We start from the raw sequence: 15693 nt of genomic DNA, 5'->3' as shown, positions 1-15693 counted from the left end.
GCTGGATAGCGAGTGCGGGCCGCGCGCTCGACGGGCGAGCTGTTCGTGGTTCCGAAGGGGTGAGGCGTCGACCGGTCGTCGAGGACACCGCGCATGTGCTCCTGATCGAGCGGACCGAGACCCTGGTGCGGAAACTAGATCAGATTCTTCGACGCCAGCCAGCGCATGGTCGGCCAGCCGCAGAACACCGGAAGCCAACAGGTGAGCACGCGGTACAGCAGCACGGCGGGTACCGCGATGCCCACTGGCAGGCCGAAGGCGCCGAGACCACCGATCAGCGCGGCCTCGACCGCGCCAACACCGCCGGGGGTGGGTGCCGCCGAGGCCAGCGTGCCGCCGATCATGGTGACGATGGTGACGGTGACGAAGGTCGTGCCGCCGCCGAACGCCTGCACACTGGCCCACAGTGCGCCGGCGAGGCCGAGTGTGACCGCCGCGCCGCCGAGGATGATCACCGAGAACCGTTTGGGATCGCGCGCCAGCTCGGCGAGTTCGCCGAGCACCTCCTGCAATTGCGGGCGGACAGAATTGTTCAGCCACCGGCGCAATTTCGGCACGAACATGAAGGTGCCGACAATGCCGACGCCGACACCGGCGAGCAGATACAGCACCGTGGCGTCGGGGACGAAGTGCGAGAGATCCGTCGAGGTGCCCGCCGCGATGCTGAATACGACGAGCAGGCTGACGTGGGTGATCACCTGCACCGCTTGCTGCAGCGCGACGGCGGCGGTGGCCCGCACCGCACCGATGCCGCCCTTCTGCAGGAAGCGCACGCTCAACGCGAGCCCGCCGACGCGAGCCGGGGTGGTTGTCGCGGCGAAGGTGTTGGCGATCTGCATGATCACCAGATTCCGGAAGCTCACCGCGCCGGATGCGCAGGCCCACAGCGCCGCCGCCGCACCGAGATAGGTCAGCCCCGAGACCGCGAGCCCGAGTAGTGCCCACCACCAGTTCGCCGTCGTCAGCTGGGTGAAGAAGGTCGGAACCGCGCTGATGAACGGGTAGGCGACGTACACGAGGCCGATCAGCAGCACCAGTTGGATGATCTGGTTGCGGGAGAAACGGGTGATCTGCTCGGCCTCGATCCGGTCCTGTCCGGTCTGCTTGCGGACTTCGTCGCGGGCCGCGGACAGCGCGGCCTTCCACTCCGGGACCGCCTTGCGGATCCCGAGCGGTATGGCGGACTTGGTCAATCGGCTCGCCGCGGTGAGTACTCGCTGCTCACCGAGCGCATCAATGGCCGCGCGCACGGCGGGTTCCTTGCCGAAGACCGCGGTGGTCGTCACGAGCAACTGTGCGACGTCCGACTGCATCTGCTTGTCCGACGCGCCGAACTCGGCGCTGCCGAAGCCGCTGAACACGGCTGCGCCGTCCGCGATTCGAATATCGGTCGGTCGGAGGTCGCCGTGTGAGATCTGGCCCCGGTGCAGGGTGTCCAGCGCCTGCCACACGCCGGGCAGCAGGTCGCCGGATACTTCGGCGATCGGCGTGCCCTGCGGTTGGGTGTGCGCGAAGAGCACCCAGCCGCGCGAGAGCGCCGCGACCGCAACCTGGGTGCAGCTGGCCAGTCCGAGGTCGCCGATGGCGATCGCCATCAGCGCGCGATGCTCGACCGCGCGGTGCATGGACCCGTGCAGCGCGGCGGTTTCGCTGGTACGGAAGGTGAGCCAGCGCCACAGCTGGTGCAGCGCGCCGAAGCTGCGCTGGTTCTTGCCGTACATCTCGACGATCAGCTCGCGTTCCGGGCCATCGATGGCCGCCACGAGCACCAGCGGTCCGCGACCCGCCGGATGCAAGACAGTGAACCCGATCACCGTGTGCCCGCGCTCCGCGAGCACCCGGGCGGCGGCGGCGAGCGGGACCTCCAGCGCGGGCGTGCCGACCACGAGCACGATCACCGCGCCGACCAGCCAGCCGACCGCGAGACCGAACATCGCCCGCGCGGGCACCACGGTGCTGACCACTAGGTGGATCGGCGCGAACGCGAGCAGCAGGAACCACAGCCAGCGCCGCGGTCGAGTAGGCAGCCACGGGCTGGAGACGGTGAGCACGGCCGCGAGCATCGCGATCCAGCGCGGATCGTCCAGGAACTGAGAGAGGAACGTGTCCAACCGGTCCGGCACCTGCAGGTGCCACCTCGGGGTGGACAGCCCGGTGCCGGTGATGGACAGCAGCAGCCCGGCGACCAGCCCGGCCGCGGCATAGCCTGCCAGCAGTTTCCACTGCCGGCCGATGACCAGCTCGATCAGGATCGCGAACGGCAAGGCCAGGATCGCCATGCCGTAGACCAGATACACCAGGTTCGACTGGTCGGGATTGAGGAAACCGACGATATTGGAGACCGAGCGCTCCAGGGCCAGCCATTCCGGCCGCGTGATCAGCGACGCCGCGATGACGACCGCGACCCACAGCGCCGCGATGACGACACGGACGATGTCACTTGTCCGACGGATCAGCGGCTGCAGCAGGTTACCCGTGACCGGGATCTCCCGCCCGTCGACTCGCATGTCTGTTCCGCCTCTCTGTTCCGCCTCTCCGCGCCTTTTGCCGGTCGTGGGTGGGGCTAACGTACCGTTGCGGGCTGGCGGATTACGGCGTGGCCGAGTTCTGGGCGTACCCGACGAGTTACCCAGGTGCGTACGAGATCAGTTGTTACGTTCACTGCACGAGCCAGGCCAGCACACTTCGGCGAGGTTTCGTAAATCCAGCTGGGTGCCACGGATCGACGGCACATTGTGTCCGACGTCACTCACGCCCGAGGTTGATCCTCACATCGGTGTGAGGTTTGAGCATGGGGCATGGACAACGAACTTTTCGACTACAGCCCGATCGTCGACCGCGCGCCGCTGCACTGGCCCAGCGGCGCCAGGGTGGCGTTCTATGTCGGTCTCAACGTCGAGCACTACCAGGTGGACCGCCCGTCCACGAGCATTTTTTCCGGCACCGCGGGACTCGCACCCGATCCGTTGAACTACGGTTGGCGCGACTACGGACCGCGGGTCGGCATCTGGCGGGTGATCGAGGCGCTCGACCGGCATGGCATCCGAGCCAGTGCACTGCTCAATTCCGATGTTGCCGAGCGCAATCCGCAGATCATCGCGGCAGGCGTGCGGCGGAACTGGGCGTGGCTGGCGCACGGCAAGAATAACTCGATCTTCCAGGCCGACATGTCGGTGGACGACGAACGCGCCTATCTCGCCGACCTCGTCGCCACCATCGAACGGGCGACCGGCCGCAGGCCGCGTGGCTGGATGGGGCCCGCGCTCACCGAGACCTTCCACACCCCGCGGCTGCTTGCCGAACTCGGGTTGAACTACGTGCTCGACTGGACCAACGACGACCAGCCGTACCGACTGAATGTGCCGGGTGTGCTCAGCGTTCCCTACTCGGTGGAGCTGAACGACAACACGTTGTTTCTGGGCAAGGCGACCAGCGGCCCGGATTTCGTGCGGATCGTCGAAGACCAGCTCGACCAGCTCTACGCCGAGTCCGCTGACAGCGGCCGCGTGATGGCTCTTGCCCTGCACCCGTTCGTGATCGGACAGGCATTCCGGATCAAATACCTCGACCAGGCGCTCGGGGCCGTGGCGAACCATCCCGGCGTCTGGTTGACGACCAGCGACGAGATCGCCGAACACTACGCGGTCGTGTCGGGTCTTGCCCAATCCGCGCGATCCGATGATCATCGGTTCAGTTAGCCGATGCTCGGGAGGCAGGGATGGCAGTGCAGGACACGGATCTGACCGGGAAGACGGTGGTGGTGACCGGCGCAAGCTCGGGCATCGGCGCCGCGGCGGCGGCGCAGCTCGCGGCCCGCGGGGCGTCGGTCGCGGTGGTCGGGCGATCGCCGGAACGCACGGCGGAGGTCGCCGCGCAGGTCAGCGCGGAGCCGTTCGTGGCCGACTTCGCCCGCTTCGACGACGTGCGTGAGCTGGCCGCCCGGCTGCTGGCCCGCTACTCGCGCATCGACGTGCTCGCCAACAACGCGGGCGGCACCTGGCCCGAGCGCACCGTCACCGACGACGGCAACGAACTCACCTTCCAGGTCAATCACCTGTCGCCGTTTCTGCTGACCAACCTGCTGCTGGAGCGTTTGCTGCAGTCGCACGCCAGGGTGGTCAACACCGCGAGCATGACCTACCGGACGGCGAAGCTGAACTTGGACACGATCAACGCGCCGACCGGTTCGTTCAAGCAACTCGGCGAGTACGGCGCGACGAAGCTGGCCAACATCCTGTTCACCAGGGAGCTGGCCCGGCGTACCGAGGGCACCGGCCTCACCACCGCGGCCTTCCATCCCGGTGTGGTCGCCACCCGCGTTTACGACACCGCGCCGTTCGGTCTCCGCTGGTTCATCCGGTCTCCGCTGTCGCGCCCCATCTTCATCCGCCCCGACAAGGGCGCCGAGCCGCTGGTGTACCTGGCCACCACCGAGAACGACGCGGCGATCAACGGCCGGTACTTCCACCGCCTCGAGCTGGAGCCGCCGCGTAACAAGCTGGCTGTAGACCCGGATCTCGCGCAGCGGCTATGGACACTGTCCGAGCAGGTCACGGGCATCGGATCGGTCGGGTAACAGCCGAATTCGCTCAGTACGATTCGGCGTCGAGCCCGACTCGGCGGCTGCCGGCCAGCTCCTCCGGCTCGACGCCGACCCCGAAGACACCACCGGACAGGCTGCTTGCGTCCAGCTCGGCGATCGCCTGGGCGACCCGCTCCGTGGGCACCAGCGCGGGAAAGCTATTGGGCGCGATGGCATTCGCCCGCACACCGAACTCCGCGAACTCGGCGGCGATACCGCGGGTCAGGTGATCGAGCGCGGCCTTCGACGCCGAGTACACCGTCTGTCCGGGGTACACCTCGGAGCCGGAGATGCTGGAGACGTTGACGATATTGCGGTTGCGCGAGCGGTTCTCGTCGCCTGCGTGTAGCCAGGATCGTTGCGCGAGGCGCGCCGAAAAACGCAGCGGCACACTCACATTCAGCGCGAAGTGCGGATCGAACTGTTCCAGCGCGGCGTCGCCGTCGACGATGCCGCGCGGGTGCAGCCGGACCTGCGCGGCATTGTTCACCAGCAGGTCGACCTGGCCGAACCGGGCCAGCGCCAAGTCCACCACGCGCTCGACCTCGCCCGGCTGGGTCAGGTCGGCGCGAACCACGAAGACGCGTGACTCGTTGTCCGGCACCGGTGTTTTCGGCGCCAGTGGATCTACATACCACTTCAACTGCGACGGTGTGTCGGGTGTGCGCGTGCGGCACACGGCCACGATGTCGTAGTCCTGATAGTAGGCGCGGCAGAAGGCGTCGCCCAGTGTCCCGCTCGCGCCGGTTAGCAGGCAGACGCGGCGTTCACCAGTGGACAATCCGATCTCCTCCCCAGCGCTGCTCGGCGTCCGCCCGTGTGCGGTGGACCCACATCACCACGCTGTTGCGGTCTTTGGCGTTGTTGCCCGCGAAGGTGTGCCAGCTGCGCGGCGTGACCTCGAACAGAACGAGCGAATTGTCCAGCGGCGGAACGAGGGTCACCGAAGGCAGCGCATTCCCGTCCGCGACATGGTCATAGAGGGCGGTCTCGCCGCCGTCACCCGGTGCCCACCCCGGATTGCCGAGATAGAACAGCACCGCGACGGCGCGCACGGTCTCCCGTGCGACCACATCCGGGGCGCGAGCACCGGTCTTGGTATCCACCGTGTCGTCCGGCACCCGCACCTCGTCGGGGCCCGGCGGTTCTCCGGGGAACCAGGCTGGATTCAAGTCGTTGTGCGGCCAGCCGAACGGGCTGCCGGGCGCGTGATGGTGCACCGACCCCTCGATATCGCCGGTCGCCTCGACCCCGCCGACCTGGGCGACCAGGTCGTGCCACTCCCGTGAGGTGAATACCGCGAGCGGGCCGTCGCGCAGTTCAGCCAGCTGGACTCCGTCGGCGCTGTAGCCCTCGGCGATCGCCCCGAACAGTTCGGGGCGCTCGCGGCGCACCCGGTCCAGCTCGTCGGTCAGCCGCTGATAGAACTCGGGAACGAACACGTCGCGGGCGTACACGTGCGGGAACGGCTGAATGCGGCGAATCCAGCGCCGATGCGCGAACAACTCCGCGAACCACTGCGGCGCCGAGTCGGTTGTCACCACCACCACCACCATCACTCCCTCCCAGTCGAACCCCTCGGATCATATTGCCCGCACCCGGGGACGTGCGGGCGGGCATCCGCGCTGCGAAGATCGTGGGGTGAGTGGTGACCTGCGTGTGTGTTTCATCGGAGATTCGTTCGTCGCCGGTGTCGGCGACCCACGCTGCCTCGGTTGGGCGGGTCGTCTCGCCGTCACGTCCCACGAGGAGGGTGTGCCGCTCACGTACTACAACCTTGGGGTGCGCAGACAGACATCAGTCGAGATCCTCGCTCGCTGGCACGCCGAGTGCGCTCCCAGACTCCCCAAAGGCGTAGACGCCAGGGTGGTGCTGTCGTTCGGCGTGAACGACGCCATGCATGAGAACGGCCGTCCACGTACCACTCCGGAGGAGTCGGTGGCCAATCTGGCGAAATTGCTCGCGCAGACCGCCGAGCACGGCTGGCCGGTGCTGATGGTCGCGCCGCCGCCGATCGACGACGCCGAGCACAATGTCCGCACCGAGGCGCTCGACGAGCGGTTCGCGCGGACCTGCGCGACGGCGGAGGTGCCGTACGTGCGCGTCCACCAACCCCTGTGCGACAACGCGGTGTGGGCTGCCGAGGTACGCGCAGGTGACGGCGCACATCCGGGCGCGGCGGGCTACGAGGAGGTGACGGCGCTGATCGCACCGCGGTGGCGGGAGTGGCTGTCGCGCTGACCTTTCCGACGATTACCGGCCCCGGGTACCCGTGCGCCTATGTCGGCCGACCGGTCGCCGACGGTCGTGCGCAGTGCAGCAAGCACGGCTGGAGTACCCCGGCCTCGGTCGCCGGCGTCGCCGCTGATGGGGCAGCGGCACTCCGTGCGAGACCAAGATGCCTTCGTCTGCGCCATGTGCGTTCGAAGTCCATGCCGGGGTGACGCTAATCGAGTGCCTGACACGAGGCTCCGCGGCTACCTCCGCCTGCCGTGTTCGGCGGGGTCGGCGGCGAGGTCTTCCCAGAACTCGACATATGCCTGCTCGTGCAGGATGCCGAGCCGGAGGACGCGTGCGCGCGAGGCCGCCCGGATCTGGTCGGCCCGATCTATCTCGGCGTGCAGTGATCGATAGAGATCGAGCAGGCGGCGATGCTCTGCGGCCTGGCTTTCCGCGAGCGCCACCACATCACGTGGGGCGCCGAGATCGGCGAAGAAGAGTTTGAGCTGCGCGGGGTCGCGGGTCTCCGCGGGCGGACTCTGTGGATCGGCGAGCCAACGCTTCAGTTCGGCCCGGCCCATGTCGGTCAGATGGAAGAGTCGCCGCCGCCGCCCTCCCTGCTCGGCCTCCTCGTCGAGCAGGCCATGCTCGGCCAGACGTACGGGAATTCGATACAGCTGCGCATGCGGCACGGGCCAGAAGTAGTCGACGCTCTCCTCGAGTTTGGCCTTGAGCTCGTACGGGGTGAGCGGCCCATGCCGGGCGATCAACCCGAGCACGATGTGGTCCTGCGGCCCGAGTTCCGGCATCTTGCCCCTCGCTCCCGTTGACACCGTATCGCTGAGACTATAAATTAGTGTCAGCGAGACCGTATCACTGATAGCATTAGGGAGTGATGATGCGCGATTTCGGCATCGACCTATTCGACCGATGGACCGCGATGTGGAACGGCGACCTAGCGCTCGCCGACCAGATCATGGCCCCCGAGTTCACCCTGCGCTACGCCCAGCCCGGCGCCACCGTCTACGACGACATCCACCATCCGCAGGCTCTCGCCGCCCAGATCGCCACTTCGCGTGAATCGACACCCGACCTCCGATTCGCCCCTCAGGGTGACGCGGTCATCGAGATGGACGACACCCGAACAGGTTTCGTCGCCCGCCCTTACGGAGCACAGTTCACCGGCACAGGCGGCACACCCGTAGCCGTCAGCGGAACCGACATCCTACGCACACTCAACGGTGTGATCACCGAGGTCTGGTCGGTATCCGGCGGACCCGGCGGCCGCAGCTTCTACTGACGCACCCATCAGCGCACGGGGAAGTCGAAGTAGGTCTGCGGGAAGGGCTCTTCCTTCAGGGTGAAATGCCACCATTCCTCGGCGAGGTTGGCGAATCCATGCTCGTCCATCAGATTCGTCAGGAGCGTGCGGAGTGCTCGTTGGGTGCCGCCGACGGCCCAGGCTGCGGTGTGTGCCGAGGGGTCGAAGCAGTCGTAGCCGGTGCCGAAATCGAGGATATTGTCGTGGAACCGCTGATCGGCAGGGAGGAAGCATTCGCGTAGCGGATCACCGTCTCGATACTGTTCGGGTGCGGCCGCGGGCAGTGCGACGATTGCGAGATCCACCGTGCTTCCTCTACTGTGACCGGACTTCTTGGCGATGTAGCCGTCCCGGAGCAGGTTCGCCTTCTCCACGGTGGGGTAGAACTCCTTCTGCATCTTCACATCACCGAGATCTTTTGCCCACGCCACGAATTGATCGACGGCACGCTGCGGGCGGTAACAGTCGTAGGTCTTCAGCGTGAGGTTCATCGGCCGCAATTCCTGCTGCACCCGCGCCAGAGCTGCCGCCGCCTGCCGAGTCAACAGACAGTGGGGTGCCTCGTAGCCGGTCACTCTGGCGCCGATGAAGTTGTGCTGCCCGAAATAGCGAGTCTCGACCATGATCGTCGGATCGACATCTGTGATCGAAACGAATGCCGCCGCACCCGTCACCGGCGCATCGGCATGACGATCCTCCCCGCAAGCCGAGATCATCACCGCCACCGAACAGGCGAGCGCCAACGAGCCGAGGCGCTGGAACGACCGAACAGAACTCATGTTTCTCCTCGCGATTCAGGCTTGGGCTCAACTACTTTCAGAACGTGGCGTCCCGATGAGGACGCGCACGTCACAATCAGTGTTGTGCGAGAACGCTACCGTCGGCATGCGCTGTCGCGCGCGGCTCCGCGGGACAGGAGGTTGGCGATGGGATTGACGCCGTCGCCGGAGATGAAGATGCCGTCGCCCAGGATCACTTGCTTGCATTCGGCATACCGGGGACCGTATAGACCTCCTGCGCCGTAACCTCTCTCACGGGTGTGAAACCAGCCTGGACGACGCGGGAACCGGTGACCACACCTCAACAGTTCGGACATCGGACGTCCGAAAAGGACTGCGTCACAGGCTCCCCACGGAGTTCTCAGACGCGCTGTTAGGCTGTCTGGGACGTTGTTTCGAAAGTACTCGAGAGGTGCCAACCGAGATGGGATCCCAGACGGTGGTCGCCGACGTTGCCGATGAGCTGGCGCGCAGGGTTGCCGCAGGGGAATATCAGCCGGGGGATCTGATGCCGTCGGTGCGTCGGGTGGCCGAGGAGTTCGACATGAACCGGGCGACTGCGCAGCTGACCCTCGGTCGGCTGGAGTCGTACGGCTTCGTCGAGGCTCGGCGTGGCAAGGGATTCACGATCCGTGACGTCCGCGAGGTGGGTGGCGTCGACGTGTACCGCCAGCTGTTCCGGTTCGCTATTCCGATGCCGGGCATCGCGGTCGAAATGTTCCGCGACATCGTCGACGTCGAGCGCAACCTTGTGCGGGAGGCGCTGCTCGCGTACACCGGCAGCGAGCGGCAGGTAGATTCGGCCGAGCTGAAGGCTTCGATCGACGAACTCGAATTGACTGTGCGCCAGGATGATCCGGATCTTCGGCGGATTTTGGCCATCGAGGTCATGCTGGTGCGCAGGCTGCTTACCGCACTCGGGCACACCATGCAGCGGGCGATCTTGAACTCGATCGGCGAGCTGGTGCTCGAGGTTCCGGAGGCGGTCGAGGCGTTCTTCGCAGGCGCTCCAGATCTGCACGTGCTGGTCTGGCGGGCGCTCGCCGCGGTGTGGGACTCCGGCTCGGGACCGTCCGACGCGCAGATCGCCCTGTTCGAGGACCTGCTCGGCAGGTACCACGAGAAGGTGGTCCTGCGGTTCGAGGAACTCGTCGGCGTGGTCGATGAGCAGTCGCGCGGGCCGCACGCTCTGCTGGCATAGCTGCTTTCGTACACTGCACAATCTGTCTGAGTCGCGAATGAATCACGCGCTGAGCGTTGTTCACTGTCATCGCTCGGGCGGGAAGCTGCCACGGCCTTCTGGATGAAAGGTTGTCTCAGACAAAATTGAGGCAATGCCTTCATCGCGCTGCATGCGTCCTCCGCGGCCATCTGATAGTCATCGGTCCGCGCGGATACGCATATGCCTCGGTGGTAGACGGATTCGGGCGCATCGCGGTCTGCGATAGTCCATTGGGGCGGCAGTTCGACGGATCCGCTCGCGAATTAGCTTTTGTCGCATAGGGATCGGATCCGAACTCGCCGGGTGGGATGCCGGGTAGCTGGTCCGCTGCGGCATCGCCGACCCGGTCGAGCGGTCGACCCGAGTCAGAGCCCGCCGTTGAGCTTGTTGAGACGGTCGCAGGCCTCGACGTACTCCTCGATGAGCCGGTTGATCACGTCGGCGGAGCGCTCCACCCGGTTCATCATGCCGACGATCTGGCCGACCGGATTGAAATTGACGTCCTTGGCGGCCTCCGGGTAACGGTGCCCGCGCTTCACACCGTCCAGCGCGACCATCATCTGCAGCGGCATCGGCAGCGGGTCCGGACTGTCGGCCTGCTCCCATGCCTCGGTCCAGTCGTTGCGCAGCATGCGGGCCGGCTTGCCGGTCCAGGCACGGGAACGCACGGTGTCGTGGCTGCTGGCGTCGATGTAGGTCTGCATCTGCGCCGGCGGCACATTCGCCTCCTCGACGGTCAGCCACAGCGAGCCGGTCCATGCGCCCGCCGCGCCCATCGCCATCGCGGCGGCGACTTGCCTGCCGTTGCCGATGCCGCCCGCGGCGAGCACCGGCAGGTCGCCGACGGCGTCGATCACCTGCGGCCACAGCACCAGGGAGGAGATCTCGCCGCAGTGCCCGCCGCCCTCGGTGCCCTGGCAGACAATGAAATCTAGGCCGGCGTTCTTGTGGTTGAGCGCGTGCTTGACCGAACCGCACAGCGCGCCGATCAGCCTGCCGGAGTCCTGTACCTGCTCGATCACGTCATCAGGTGGGGTGCCGAGTGCGTTGGCGACCAGTTTCGCCTTCGGATGCCGCAGGATCACCTCCACCTGTGGGCCCGCGGTGGTCGCGGTCCAGCCGAGCAGCTGGTTGTGATGCTCGCCATCGGGCAGCCGGGGGACGCCGTGGTCGGCGAGGATCTTCTCGGCGAAGTCGCGGTGTCCCTGCGGAACCAGTTCGGCCAGCTTGGCTTCCAACTGCTCGGGGGTGAGGCCGTCGACACCCTTGCCCTCGTACTTGGAGGGAATTACCAGGTCGACGCCGTAGACGCCCTGCACGTGCTCGTCGAGCCAGGCCAGCTCGACCTCCAGCTCCTCGGCGGTGAAGCCGACCGCACCGAGCACGCCGAGACCGCCGGCGTTGCTGACCGCGGCCGCCACGTCGCGGCAATGGGTGAACGCGAAGATGGGGAATTCGATCCCGAGTCGTTCGCAGATTTCGGTACGCATGGCGTGCTGATCTCCCTAACTGCTCCGCCGCGAACCGCGCGGCGCAGATGTCCTAGAACGAGTTGCATAATTGTCGCGTGTTCTGCGGTGGCCACGCCGGGTCGAATCCGCCGCAAGCCGCAGATATCGCCATGACGCGGCCGCGGCTTCCTCGACTGGCTTACGCACCATGCATCGACAGTAACACGTTCTAGTTTTCTGGGGGATCCCCCGTTCGGTCGCGACTTCCCATCGGCCCGCTCAGGCGGCGGCGTGCTCCAGTTCGGCGAGGGAGTCCTCCAGGTGATCGAGCAGCCGGTGCAGCTGCGGCACGCTGCGGCGGCAGCCGACTAGACCGAAGTCAAGATTGCCCGCGGTGGAGGTCAGCGTGATGTTCACGGCTTGGCCGTCGAACGGGATCGACAACGGGTAGTTGGCGTCGAGGCGCGCGCCGTTCCAGTACATGGGCTCGCGCTGGCCCGGCACATTCGAGATGACGACGTTGAACGTCGGGTTGGCCCACGGGATGAGTGCGGGCACGAGATTGACGGCGAGGGGACTGAGCATCAGTCCGGACAGCGCCATCGCCTGGATGCTCGACAACGAGCGGTAGACCTCCTTGCTCTTGCGCATCGATTCGCCGATGACACGCAGCCGATCCAGCGGATCGGCGACGTCCGTGCCGAGATTGCACAGGACGGCGCCGACCTTGACACCGTTGGTCTCGTGGTCCTCGTCGGACCGCAGCGATATCGGCACCATCGCGATCAACGGCTTGTCCGGCAAAGCATCTCGTTCGATCAGATACCTGCGCAGCGCCCCCGCCGACATGGTGAGCGCGACATCGTTGACCGTCGAGCGGGTTGCCTTCTTCACCTGCTGGAGCCGCTCCAGCGACCAGGACCGGACCGCCGATCGGCGCGCGCCCCCGATCGGCACATTGAACATGGTGCGCGGGGCCTCGAACGGCAGGGTCAACTGCTGCTGGAGCAGTGCAGCGCGGGCGGCGCGCAGCAGCGACGTGCCGGAAGCCGCCGCCGACAACAGATTTCGTGCCGTGTCGCGCGCACCCGACGCCTCCGCCGCGTGCTTGCGCGGTGCGCGGGGCAGGTCCCACGGCACCCGGGTCACGGCCGAGGACTGGTCGCTGGTCAGCGTGCGCTGTAGGAGGCGCTGGGCGGAGACGCCGTCGATCAACGCGTGATGCATCTTCGAGTACACCGCGAACCGCCCGTCGGTCAGACCTTCGATCAGATGGATCTCCCACAGCGGGCGATGCCGATCCAGCAGTGTGCTGTGCAGCCCAGAGGCCAACTCGACCAGTTGATCGATCCGTCCGGGACCGGGAACGGCCAGCCGCCGGACGTGATAGTCGAGCTCGACGGCCCGGTCGTGCGTCCACGCCAGCTGCGGCGCCCCGAGAATTGTTGCCGGACGCTTGCGGAAGGTGGAATCGATGTCCTTGCGGCCCAGTAGTTTTTCGTAGGTCTTCCTGGCGAAATCGGGGCCCGCCTCTTCCGGCGGTTCGAAGAGTTGCAGTGAACCGACATGCATCGGGTGTTCGCGGGATTCGGCGAGAAGAAAGACGGCATCGGCAGGCGCGATGAATTCCATAGTGAGTCGCCCCCTGACGACAGTGGTGAAAAGCGTTGGAATTTCAGATCGACCACGTTGTCGGCGGGCCCGCGCGGTCAGGAACCAGCGCGACACAATCAACCTACCCGGACCGGATGAACCGTGTTCGGTGAATCACCGAACCTTCGACGCCAGCAGGTAGGCCTGGCCGAACCGCTCGCCGGGAACCGGCTCGCGGACCATGCGGGCGATCATGGTGAACCCGGCTTCGGTCAGCAGACGCGCGAGCCTTTTCGGCGCCCACCGGTAGGCGCGAGTCACTTTGTGGTCGAAGGCCTCCACCGCGTCGGGCAGGTCGGCCGTCTGGAATGCCAGCAGCACGTGGCCTTCAGCTGCGAGTACCCGATGAAACTCGCGCAACACCCGCGGGACGCGAGCGGGCGGAATGTGGATCAGCGAGTACCAGGCGACGATGCCGCCGAGTGCGCCGCTGCCGATCGCTAGCTGCTCTAGCGAACCCTGGTCGAACGACAGGTGTGGAAATTCCGCCCGTGCGAGCGCGACCATGCGGGCCGAGAGATCGATGCCGAAGACTTCCGCACCCAGCGTCGCGAGGTGCGCGGTCACCCTGCCCGGGCCGCAACCGAGGTCTGCCACCGGCCCGGAACCGTTGTCCGCCACCGACTCCGCGAACACGGCGAGGATCGCCCGGTCGAGCGCTTGACGTTCGAGCTGGTGCTTGAAAAGGTCGGCATAAAGGTCAGCGATGTCGTCATAGGCGGCGCGGGTCGTCGTTACGTCGGCAAGCTCGGTGGCCGCGGGATCCTCGGTGGAATAAGGCACCCTGTGGAGGGTATTACGCCGTCGGACCAAAAGCTTGGGCGACGGCCAGACTGTCCTCGTATATGTGGTGGCGGGTGATCAGGCCGTGCTCGACCGTGAGGTGCAGTGCGAAGCGTGCACGGTAGGCGCGTCCGGTGGGGCGCGCGGTCTGCCGGATCTCCCCCAGTACTACAGCGTCGTCGCCGTCGACGAGTATCCGGTCGACGCGCGTCGCAGCCTCCTCCGGCACATGGTGCTCGGCGAGCGAGCGGTAGTGCGCGGCAGCGTCCGCCCTGGTCGAACGGTGTCTGATCCACGGTGTCGCCGTACGACCGTGTTCGGCCTGCGGCCAGTCCAGCTTCCAGTCCGAGTCCTCGGCGTACAGCTCGGCGATCGCTTCCGGATCGCCGGAACCGATGCGGCGCAACAGCTCCTCGACTACCACGCGGGTAGTCTGCGACGTGACTGACGACAACGGCATGTCCTCTCGAAGTGCGCGCCCCGTCGATCCGCGGCGCCCTCTTATTCTCGCCACGTCCGCGTCGGAGGGCAATTACCTCTCGGGTAATCCAGCGACGGCCTTCGGCGCGGTGGGGACCGCGTCCGGTCCTGCCTTGTCGCGGCTGCGGGCGGTGCCGAAGAACGAGCCGAGGACAACCAGCGGGAAGCCGATCAGCATGCCCGCGGTCAGCGGCTCGTCGAGCGCCGTGACGCCGAGCAGGATCGCCACCGCCGGATTGATGTAGGTGACAACCGTCGCGCGCGCCGGTCCGACCTCGGCGATCAGTGCGAAGAAGAACAGGAACGCCGAGGCCGTGCAGACGACGGCGAGGCCGAGCACCGACCAGGCCGAGTCGGCGGTGATGCGCGACGGCCACAGCCAGCCCGCGAACGGGGCATAGATCGCCGCGGCGAGCAGCAGCGAGCCGGCTACCACGCCCATCGGAGGCAGGTCGGCCAGCGCGCGGTTGATGACGATCGGGCCGACCGCGTACCCGATCGTCGTCAGCCCGATCGCGCCGATGGCAGCCGGATTCGACAGATCGATGTCCAGGCCGACGAGCGTGGCGACGCCCGCGAACCCGACCAACAGCCCAGCCACCCGGCGCGCATCGAACCGCTCGTGGCCGAGTTTGGTCACGATCACCACGGTGATCAGCGGAACCGCCGCGATCAGCAGCCCTACGGTCGAGCTGTTGAGCGTGGTCTCGGCGTACCCGATCAGGAACCACGGCCCGGTGATCTCCACCAGCGTGTAGAGCAGTAGCGGCCGCCAGCGGCGGAACACGGGTGCGAGCGCCTTGGTGTACAGCGCGATCGGCAACAAGAGCAACCCGCCGATCAGGGTGCGCCCGAATGCGACGACGATCGGGTCGAGATCCTCCACCGCGATCCGGATCATCGCGTACGGCACGCCCCAGATCACACCCATCGCCAAGAACAGCGCCCACCCGCGTCGCGTCATCGCGCGACCACCGATTCGCACGGATGACGGGGAACGATCTCGGTGTCTGACATGCTCCACTCACTTTCGATCAAGTGGAGCTTAGACAGGCGATCCGATGATCCGACAGATCCAGTTCTCGGCGGGAAGAAGGCCACTTTCGCGCCTGCTGCCGCGCCCGGCGAACATCCGCTTCGGCTGAATTGTCCACGGAGCTGCGGGTTTTCGGACTCGGCCCGCCGGGGCAATGGGACATGCC

15 protein-coding genes are annotated in these 15693 nt (G+C 66.6%); 5 read left to right on the top strand and 10 right to left on the bottom strand.

The genetic code is table 11. The annotated features are described in order from the left end of the window. Positions 1-134: 134 nt before the first annotated feature. Positions 135-2507 (bottom strand): lysylphosphatidylglycerol synthase domain-containing protein, encoded by a 2373-nt coding sequence (locus tag OHB12_RS24560; protein WP_327111034.1) that lies wholly within the window; start codon positions 2505-2507, stop codon positions 135-137. A 291-nt stretch (positions 2508-2798) separates the two neighbouring features. Between OHB12_RS24560 and OHB12_RS24555 the strand changes: the two genes are divergently transcribed. After that, positions 2799-3698, top strand: a complete 900-nt coding sequence (locus OHB12_RS24555; protein WP_327111032.1) for a polysaccharide deacetylase family protein — start codon at positions 2799-2801, stop codon at positions 3696-3698. A 20-nt stretch (positions 3699-3718) separates the two neighbouring features. Further along, the gene (locus OHB12_RS24550) at positions 3719-4576 is read left to right on the top strand and encodes an SDR family NAD(P)-dependent oxidoreductase (RefSeq protein WP_327111030.1); all 858 of its coding nucleotides are present in this window, start codon (positions 3719-3721) and stop codon (positions 4574-4576) included. 13 nt (positions 4577-4589) lie between these two features. Here OHB12_RS24550 and OHB12_RS24545 read toward each other — a convergent pair whose 3' ends face one another. Together OHB12_RS24545 and OHB12_RS24540 are read right to left on the bottom strand one after the other, a co-directional pair. Next, the gene (locus OHB12_RS24545; RefSeq protein ID WP_327111028.1) at positions 4590-5363 is read right to left on the bottom strand and encodes an SDR family NAD(P)-dependent oxidoreductase; all 774 of its coding nucleotides are present in this window, start codon (positions 5361-5363) and stop codon (positions 4590-4592) included. Further along, positions 5350-6138 carry a 2OG-Fe(II) oxygenase family protein gene (locus OHB12_RS24540; RefSeq protein ID WP_327111026.1) on the bottom strand — a complete coding sequence of 263 codons (789 nt, stop codon included), beginning with the start codon at positions 6136-6138 and terminating at the stop codon, positions 5350-5352. Before OHB12_RS24540 ends, OHB12_RS24545 begins: the two co-directional genes overlap by 14 nt. An 85-nt stretch (positions 6139-6223) precedes the next feature. Between OHB12_RS24540 and OHB12_RS24535 the strand changes: the two genes are divergently transcribed. Beyond that, positions 6224-6823 carry a DUF459 domain-containing protein gene (locus OHB12_RS24535; protein ID WP_327111024.1) on the top strand — a complete coding sequence of 200 codons (600 nt, stop codon included), beginning with the start codon at positions 6224-6226 and terminating at the stop codon, positions 6821-6823. A 236-nt stretch (positions 6824-7059) separates the two neighbouring features. On the opposite strand, the gene OHB12_RS24530 is transcribed toward OHB12_RS24535, so the two are convergent. After that, a complete protein-coding gene (locus tag OHB12_RS24530) occupies positions 7060-7611 on the bottom strand; it encodes a PadR family transcriptional regulator (RefSeq protein ID WP_327111022.1) in 552 nt (183 codons plus the stop codon). A gap of 86 nt (positions 7612-7697) precedes the next feature. Here OHB12_RS24530 and OHB12_RS24525 point away from each other — a divergent pair, with 86 nt between their 5' ends. After that, entirely contained in the window at positions 7698-8102 is a 405-nt protein-coding gene (locus tag OHB12_RS24525) for a nuclear transport factor 2 family protein (RefSeq protein WP_327121397.1), read from the top strand. An 8-nt stretch (positions 8103-8110) separates the two neighbouring features. Here OHB12_RS24525 and OHB12_RS24520 read toward each other — a convergent pair whose 3' ends face one another. Beyond that, positions 8111-8902: a M15 family metallopeptidase gene (locus OHB12_RS24520; protein ID WP_327111020.1), complete on the bottom strand. Its 792-nt coding sequence runs from the start codon at positions 8900-8902 to the stop codon at positions 8111-8113. Positions 8903-9326: 424 nt separating this feature from the next. Between OHB12_RS24520 and OHB12_RS24515 the strand changes: the two genes are divergently transcribed. Then, the gene (locus OHB12_RS24515) at positions 9327-10103 is read left to right on the top strand and encodes a GntR family transcriptional regulator (RefSeq protein WP_327111018.1); all 777 of its coding nucleotides are present in this window, start codon (positions 9327-9329) and stop codon (positions 10101-10103) included. Positions 10104-10489: 386 nt separating this feature from the next. Here the strand turns inward: OHB12_RS24515 and OHB12_RS24510 are convergent, their stop codons facing one another. The 5 genes from OHB12_RS24510 to OHB12_RS24490 form a co-directional block, all read right to left on the bottom strand. Further along, complete coding sequence (locus tag OHB12_RS24510) at positions 10490-11614, bottom strand: NAD(P)H-dependent flavin oxidoreductase (RefSeq protein WP_327111016.1); 1125 nt, start codon at positions 11612-11614, stop codon at positions 10490-10492. Between the two features lie 240 nt (positions 11615-11854). After that, the gene (locus OHB12_RS24505) at positions 11855-13207 is read right to left on the bottom strand and encodes a WS/DGAT/MGAT family O-acyltransferase (protein WP_327111014.1); all 1353 of its coding nucleotides are present in this window, start codon (positions 13205-13207) and stop codon (positions 11855-11857) included. Positions 13208-13342: 135 nt separating this feature from the next. Next, positions 13343-14011, bottom strand: coding sequence for a class I SAM-dependent DNA methyltransferase (locus OHB12_RS24500; protein ID WP_327111012.1), 669 nt, complete (start codon positions 14009-14011; stop codon positions 13343-13345). 13 nt (positions 14012-14024) lie between these two features. Next, positions 14025-14435 (bottom strand): nuclear transport factor 2 family protein, encoded by a 411-nt coding sequence (locus OHB12_RS24495; RefSeq protein WP_327111010.1) that lies wholly within the window; start codon positions 14433-14435, stop codon positions 14025-14027. A gap of 108 nt (positions 14436-14543) precedes the next feature. Continuing rightward, positions 14544-15455, bottom strand: coding sequence for a DMT family transporter (locus tag OHB12_RS24490; protein ID WP_327111008.1), 912 nt, complete (start codon positions 15453-15455; stop codon positions 14544-14546). Positions 15456-15693 lie beyond the last annotated feature (238 nt).

Origin of the sequence: Nocardia sp. NBC_01730 (genome assembly GCF_035920445.1) — a bacterium.
Classification (GTDB): Bacteria; Actinomycetota; Actinomycetes; order Mycobacteriales; family Mycobacteriaceae; genus Nocardia.
The sequence above is the reverse complement of the archived record's forward strand: the minus strand, read 5'-3'. Positions and strand labels throughout refer to the sequence as shown.

Coding starts and splice junctions, on each gene's coding strand:
- OHB12_RS24560 (WP_327111034.1), bottom strand. CDS start 2,507: ATGCGAGTCGACGGGCGGGAGATCCCGGTCACGGGTAACCTGCTGCAG.
- OHB12_RS24515 (WP_327111018.1), top strand. CDS start 9,327: ATGGGATCCCAGACGGTGGTCGCCGACGTTGCCGATGAGCTGGCGCGC.
- OHB12_RS24490 (WP_327111008.1), bottom strand. CDS start 15,455: ATGACGCGACGCGGGTGGGCGCTGTTCTTGGCGATGGGTGTGATCTGG.
- OHB12_RS24520 (WP_327111020.1), bottom strand. CDS start 8,902: ATGAGTTCTGTTCGGTCGTTCCAGCGCCTCGGCTCGTTGGCGCTCGCC.
- OHB12_RS24525 (WP_327121397.1), top strand. CDS start 7,698: ATGATGCGCGATTTCGGCATCGACCTATTCGACCGATGGACCGCGATG.
- OHB12_RS24510 (WP_327111016.1), bottom strand. CDS start 11,614: ATGCGTACCGAAATCTGCGAACGACTCGGGATCGAATTCCCCATCTTC.
- OHB12_RS24550 (WP_327111030.1), top strand. CDS start 3,719: ATGGCAGTGCAGGACACGGATCTGACCGGGAAGACGGTGGTGGTGACC.
- OHB12_RS24530 (WP_327111022.1), bottom strand. CDS start 7,611: ATGCCGGAACTCGGGCCGCAGGACCACATCGTGCTCGGGTTGATCGCC.
- OHB12_RS24555 (WP_327111032.1), top strand. CDS start 2,799: ATGGACAACGAACTTTTCGACTACAGCCCGATCGTCGACCGCGCGCCG.
- OHB12_RS24505 (WP_327111014.1), bottom strand. CDS start 13,207: ATGGAATTCATCGCGCCTGCCGATGCCGTCTTTCTTCTCGCCGAATCC.
- OHB12_RS24540 (WP_327111026.1), bottom strand. CDS start 6,138: ATGGTGGTGGTGGTGGTGACAACCGACTCGGCGCCGCAGTGGTTCGCG.